Origin of the sequence: Tenacibaculum finnmarkense, from assembly GCF_900239185.1 — a bacterium.
Classification (GTDB): Bacteria; Bacteroidota; Bacteroidia; order Flavobacteriales; family Flavobacteriaceae; genus Polaribacter; species Polaribacter finnmarkensis.
The window spans coordinates 1-5,930 of the sequence record NZ_OENA01000006.1; the positions used below are offsets into that span (position 1 = coordinate 1).

Annotated in this window: 7 protein-coding genes; all 7 read right to left on the bottom strand. The window is 30.6% G+C overall.

The features are described from left to right. Nucleotides 1-78 precede the first annotated feature (78 nt). Nucleotides 79-486 (bottom strand): hypothetical protein, encoded by a 408-nt coding sequence (locus AQ1689_RS00225; RefSeq protein WP_101954815.1) that lies wholly within the window; start codon nucleotides 484-486, stop codon nucleotides 79-81. Between the two features lie 2 nt (nucleotides 487-488). Next, entirely contained in the window at nucleotides 489-740 is a 252-nt protein-coding gene (locus AQ1689_RS00230; RefSeq protein WP_101954816.1) for a hypothetical protein, read from the bottom strand. 90 nt (nucleotides 741-830) lie between these two features. After that, entirely contained in the window at nucleotides 831-1,376 is a 546-nt protein-coding gene (locus tag AQ1689_RS00235; protein WP_101915788.1) for a hypothetical protein, read from the bottom strand. Nucleotides 1,377-1,380: 4 nt separating this feature from the next. Next, a complete protein-coding gene (locus tag AQ1689_RS00240) occupies nucleotides 1,381-3,414 on the bottom strand; it encodes a DUF3289 family protein (protein ID WP_145993678.1) in 2,034 nt (677 codons plus the stop codon). Next, nucleotides 3,407-3,835, bottom strand: coding sequence for a DUF4280 domain-containing protein (locus AQ1689_RS00245; RefSeq protein ID WP_180947503.1), 429 nt, complete (start codon nucleotides 3,833-3,835; stop codon nucleotides 3,407-3,409). The genes AQ1689_RS00240 and AQ1689_RS00245 overlap by 8 nt, the downstream gene beginning before the upstream one ends. A gap of 7 nt (nucleotides 3,836-3,842) precedes the next feature. Beyond that, complete coding sequence (locus AQ1689_RS00250) at nucleotides 3,843-4,712, bottom strand: hypothetical protein (protein ID WP_101915791.1); 870 nt, start codon at nucleotides 4,710-4,712, stop codon at nucleotides 3,843-3,845. Nucleotides 4,713-4,715: 3 nt separating this feature from the next. Then, nucleotides 4,716-5,930, bottom strand: a 1,215-nt coding sequence (locus AQ1689_RS00255; RefSeq protein ID WP_219618428.1) for a phage baseplate assembly protein V, incomplete at its 5' end; no start/stop codon positions are given.

The window sequence follows — 5,930 nt, forward strand, 5'->3', positions numbered from 1 at the left end:
ATTGTAGTTCTTTTTTCGGCAGGGTAGTTTTGTCTTTGTGTCCATAGTTTAACTAAAAGTGTTTAAATTTTAGTCAACCTATTTCAGGATTTTACAATTTTTACATTTAGCTATTGTAAAAGCAGCTATTTCATCTTCTCGATAATCACTCAATTCTTCACTTGAAAAACCTCCAGGGTCAGGTAAATTATCTATAAAATAACTAGTACCGTTGTGCATGCCTAATACATTATTATATACTGTGTATTTATAAAATAACACTGTTGTTCTACTTTTCTTTATAAGAGGGTTTTTAATTAAAAAATGTATCAGTTCTTTTTTCAATAAAGAATCTCTTTTATGAGAGTTTTTGATTAAAAAAAGGTTACTCATTACATTTGATTGAATAAATTCAATACTATTTCTTTTTTTAGTATTAGAAATTTCACAACTTATTATTAAAGTTGCAAAAAACAATAGTATCATGATTGATTTAAGGTTTTCCATATTTACATTTCTCCCGGTTTTTTTCTTCCTATTTGTCTAAGTCTCTCCATTTTTTCTTCTTCTTTTTTAAGTTGTAAAGCTTTTACCTCTCTTTCTTTTAACCGTTCTGACTTTCCTATATTAAAACTACCTTTAAATTCTCTCTCAAAAGTTATTTTGGTTACAAACGGTTTATATCCACGTAGGTGCTCTAAAATAAACCAACAGATAAAAGCTTCTTTTACAGTAAAATAGGTATTGAATTCCCTTTGCATATCCGGTAAATCTAATCCAAAATTATCCCAAAGTATAACTTCATATTTACATGTATAATTTTCGCCGTCGTTTTTAAATAGTGCCGCTATTTAATGTGGTCTATCTGGTAATTTCAACTTTTTTCTATTTGGTTTACAATAAATAGTATCGTGGTATTCTTTACCCCACATATTTTGGTTTAACACCCACATGTTTTTATTTTTTTTATCACGTTCATAATAAAAAAGATATTCTCCATCTCCTTTACAATCACGAAATGTGGTTTGTGAAAAACCTGTATGATCTTGTAAATGATTAATAAAATACGCTGTACAATTAGATTTTCTATAAAATGTCATTCCATAATAAGTAATATCATCTTCTACCAAACATAATTTATTATTTTTTTCAAAATATGCTTTTTGAATATCATAGGTAACTTCATCTAATTCTCCTTTTTTTTGCCTTTCTGGTAGGTTATCTATTAAAAAAGTTTCGCTATATATATATATATTATTAACTTTTCCATCTATTACTTTATAACTTACTGGTGATTTTCCACTATGCTTTTCTAACAGCATAAAACTTATGGGATTCTGTTTTGTTTTGCATCCAAGAACAAAACTAAATAACATTAAAAAAATTACTACTCTCATATGTTTACAATTTTGGTCCTCTCGGCCATGGGTTCGTTACTTTATCAAAAGTTCGTTTGTCTCTAGTTTTTTGGGTTGCTTTTTTAAGAGCTGCTTTTTTTTCTTTTTGATCTGCTCTTCGCTCTTCTCTTCCTTCACTTATAACACCCTTAAACTCCTTATTAAAAGTAATTTTTGTAACAAAAGGTTTATAACCTCGTAAATGTTGTAATACAAACCAACAAATAAAGGTTTCTCTTATTCCTGGCATTATATTAAAAGGTTTTTGCATATCGGGGATATCTAACCCAAAATGATCCCAAAGAGTTACTTGATATTTACATGTATAATTTTCGCCGTCGTTTTTTAGCTCTTTTAAAACAACCTCAGTCGACCAAATATCATTAGTAGCTATTGTTAAACCTTTACCTGCTTTCCATAAGTGTTTTGGGTTATACCAATTACCATAAGAATATTGAGGTTTTTTTAAAACAGTAGTAAAACCATCTATGTCATTGGTAATATCATTTCCTTTTATTTTTTGTTTTTTTCTTCTTTTTAACTCATCTTCTAAATTAGAATCAAAATCTGGCGACCTGTCTTCTACCTTTAAAATGTTTTCAAATGTTTCTTGTTTTATTTTTTCAGCGATATAATTTTCAATATACATACAATAGGTATCAGTAGAAGGATCTGCTAATACATGCTTAGTTAATATTGGGTCTTCATAAATTCCACCAGTATTACTTTTAAATTTAGCTATCATTCTATTAATATTAAACTGCAATTCTCCTCTAGCAAAGAATAATTCTGCATTTTCTTTAAATAAATCAAAAAGCAAGCTATCGCTTCTCTTTTCTCCATTTAGCAAATCTATAATTCCATCATACTCCTCATGGTACTCTTCTATATCACCACCAATATCAAAAATTCCGTAATCCACTTTATATATTTGGTTTCTACTATAGATTGCTTTCTGATTTTTAGTAGCTTCTTCAGCTCTAAATGCTGCTTCTTTATAAATAGCATCTGTACTCGGGGTTTTTACAAAAGTATTGTCTTTTTTAACTGAAGTTTCTTCTATAATTAAAGAAAGCCTCTTTTTCTTATTCGTAGATGTATCGTTATTATTTACTTGCTTACTAATAGTAGGCGTTACAGCAGGAAAATCTTTTTTATTCGTAAACAATGCATGCTTATCTTCATTAAGCCCAAATGATTCATAATCAACTTTAAATTGATTGACTTGTGCTGTTGTGTAAATTTCTTTTTTTTGTGGTACTCCTGTACCATAAGAAAGGTCATCAGCAATATCTGTTCCCGAAGTATTTAACCCAGGCATTTTATACCTATCTATAACCAATGTACCTACTACTAAATAATCTTTAGGTTTTGTTGGTAATTCTACATGTTCATCATTATAACTACATCTAAAATATAACTCAATTTGTTTATCAACATCATTTTTAATAAGTTGCTCAAGATTATCTAACCGTATTGTTTTTATTATTTTCCCGTTAGAAACTGTTTCGTGCGTAGCTGGTTTTTTAATAGCACTACTTACTAAAGGTTGGTGTTCGTCTTTATCGCCCGTACCTTTTTCTTCTTTTTCATTATTATCATCTTCATATAGCTCAATATGTACACTTTCTCCGTTTGGAATTGATGTTTTTATATGAAAATAAACTAACATACCTGGCACTGCCCTTGTAATAGGTTTTGTGCCTTTTAAATCAATAGTCCACTTTCCTTCTTTTAATATTCCAGAAGCTTCATTATTTTCTAATACAGCTTCATTACTAGTAATATCGTTAGCGGCAATTTCTTTTTTAGAGTTTAGGAACACAATTCCTTTTCCTGCAGGGTCTATGTATGTAGCTAAAGCTATTTTTTTTTCTCCTTTTTGTATCTCTTTTTGGGTGTCCTCATTTTCTAACTCAATAAGAACCTCTTCTCCTGGTAAAACGTTTAAAGTTGTTATTTCTGCCCAAATATTAGAATTTGTTGCTGATTTTTCAATTTTTTTATCAGGAGCATTCGTTTGAAGTGCTTTATTCATTTGCTGTTTTTTTTGAACTTTTCCATTCAATATTAATAACTTCTGGTTCTTCAACAGGCAATATTACCGGTGCCATAAGGGGTTGTAGCTCTGTTGGTTCATTTACTTGTAAATGATCTGTTATTTTTATTTCAACCCCACCAAAACCACACATAATAGTAGAATCTTCCAATAAAGCTTTACCACCTTGTATAAGTGCATCTGCAGTACCTTGCCATGCAATAGGTATCATAACGGCCTTACAAGGAGATGCTTGGTAAGGACTTTTCTTACAATTACCATCAAAAACAAGGTTTGGTTTTCCTTTATCATTTTCATTAGCAAAGACTTGTCCTTGTATTTTAATTTCATTTGAAGTAACGGTTAAAGTTCCTTCTGGATTAACACATAATTGACATTCAATTTTAGCTCCATCACACACATAATTTTTACTCATAACCTTTATCTTCTAATGAAAAATGTAATTCTCGTCTATATCCACGTCCATTACTTAATGTACATGTAATCTCAGCCTTAGCTGTCCACGCAGTATATTTATTAATTTTATAATATCCGCTATAATTTTCTAGGTAAATAGGATCTGTTCCTATATCATAATACCTTAAATATTTATTAATCCGAGCTGTAGTTTCGACATCAATAGCATGCAATACACCAGTAACTTTATAGGTAAGTAAATTTGTAATTACATCTTCTTCAACCAACGTTAATTGCTCGGTAATATGTATAGGCAAACAATGTATAACGTTTGTAAAAATTCGAGTTCTAGATTTTACAGATTTATCATCAAAAGGAATACGTAACAAACTATTAAACAACACTCCAAACAAACGGTATTGTTTTAAATCAGTCGTAAACCGATTTTCATCTTTTATTTTTTTACCGATACCTTCTAAATATCCATGTGCTAATACCCCTTGATGATGTCGCTTTAATTTAGGAAGTAGTAATTCCCATTTTTCTTTTATTTCCTCATAATTAAGAACCTTACCTATATCTCCAGTAGCATTTATTTCTAATTCTACCGTTGCTGTAAGGCTATTTAATTGACGAATAAGTAATTCTTGTTTTTTTAAAGAAGCATCTAATACATACTGGTGCTTGGTTGTGTTAACATTAAAAACTAATACATTGCTAGCATGATGTGATATTAAATCAACCTCTAACTGTTGTTGGTAGTTATTTTTTATGATATGCTCCTGAAGCTCGGTGTATTCATTGATTTTAAAATCATATAAAACCGGAGTTTCAAATTTTTCATATACATACGGGTATTTTCTATCTTGTACATATAGCATAATCTAACCTTTACTTACTTTAACATCAGAGCCTCCTTGAAAAGTAGCTACACCTGCCCCTTGTACATTCATATCTCCATTTTCGGCAATCAGATCTACTTCTGAAGCATTAACTTGTAAACTACTTTGGATGTCTATAATTTTACTACCTTCAATCGTTTCTGTTACCTCTGTTGCTTGAAAAGTATAACTTTGCTCTATAGTTGTATTCATATTATTACCAACACCTAACACAAGATCTTCACTTACTTGTGTATTCATGTTTTTAGCTTGATAGGTAATAGATTCAGTCGCTCTAAAATTGATGTTTTTAGCTTCAATATCAATAGTTTCTGGTGCACTAATTCGTATGCTTTTATTTGCAGTATCAATAAATATAATATTATTATTTTTATCGGTAATCGTAATACTTTCACTATTATTAGTATCATTAAATTCCAAAACATGCCCGCTTTTGGTAATAATACTTTTAATGTTATTTTGATCTTGACCTCCAGCTCCTGTTGTTCCATTAAATAAACTTCCCATTACAAAAGGTCTGTTAGGATCGTTATATCTAAAACCAACCATTACTTGATCTCCTATTTCGGGTATAAATACCTGCCCACGGTTTTGAGCATGATTATCACTACTTCCTGCATCTGGCGTCATTACACGTATCCATGATGTTTTCATTCCTGCTGTTTGCCATTGAAATTGTACTTGAACACGCCCTTTTTGAGCTGGATCTTCATTTGATAATACCGTAGCTAATTGTGGTGATGCTTCTGGTAAAGCTACCGATGGCTCTGGTAAAATAGCGATACCCGAAGAAACAGCCTCAAATTCGTTACAATACTCACTTGATCCTGTAGCTGTATGAGTTATTTTTATAATAATATACTCTCCGTAATTTTTAACATTAAAGGAATCAATTCCTCGCTGTGCTCCCGTTACTTTTATTACAGTACCCACAGTTAAGCCTTGTTTATTACTAGTACCACTAAGTATATTTGCCGTAGATACCTTACCTGCTTGTTTATTAGCTACAACCGTATCTATTTCATTTCTATTAGCACCTCGTACAGATAAATGATCTTTACTATCGATTACAAAAAGAGCTTTAGATGTTTCAAAAGCATAATTTCCTAATTCATTTAATCCGGATACATTACCTCTTGATATGGACTCATCTTTAGCATCTTCTAATGCATTATATGAAAATTTTGTCGCACCTGT

Coding starts and splice junctions, on each gene's coding strand:
- AQ1689_RS00235 (WP_101915788.1), bottom strand. CDS start 1,376: ATGAGAGTAGTAATTTTTTTAATGTTATTTAGTTTTGTTCTTGGATGC.
- AQ1689_RS00230 (WP_101954816.1), bottom strand. CDS start 740: ATGCAAAGGGAATTCAATACCTATTTTACTGTAAAAGAAGCTTTTATC.
- AQ1689_RS00250 (WP_101915791.1), bottom strand. CDS start 4,712: ATGCTATATGTACAAGATAGAAAATACCCGTATGTATATGAAAAATTT.
- AQ1689_RS00225 (WP_101954815.1), bottom strand. CDS start 486: ATGGAAAACCTTAAATCAATCATGATACTATTGTTTTTTGCAACTTTA.
- AQ1689_RS00240 (WP_145993678.1), bottom strand. CDS start 3,414: ATGAATAAAGCACTTCAAACGAATGCTCCTGATAAAAAAATTGAAAAA.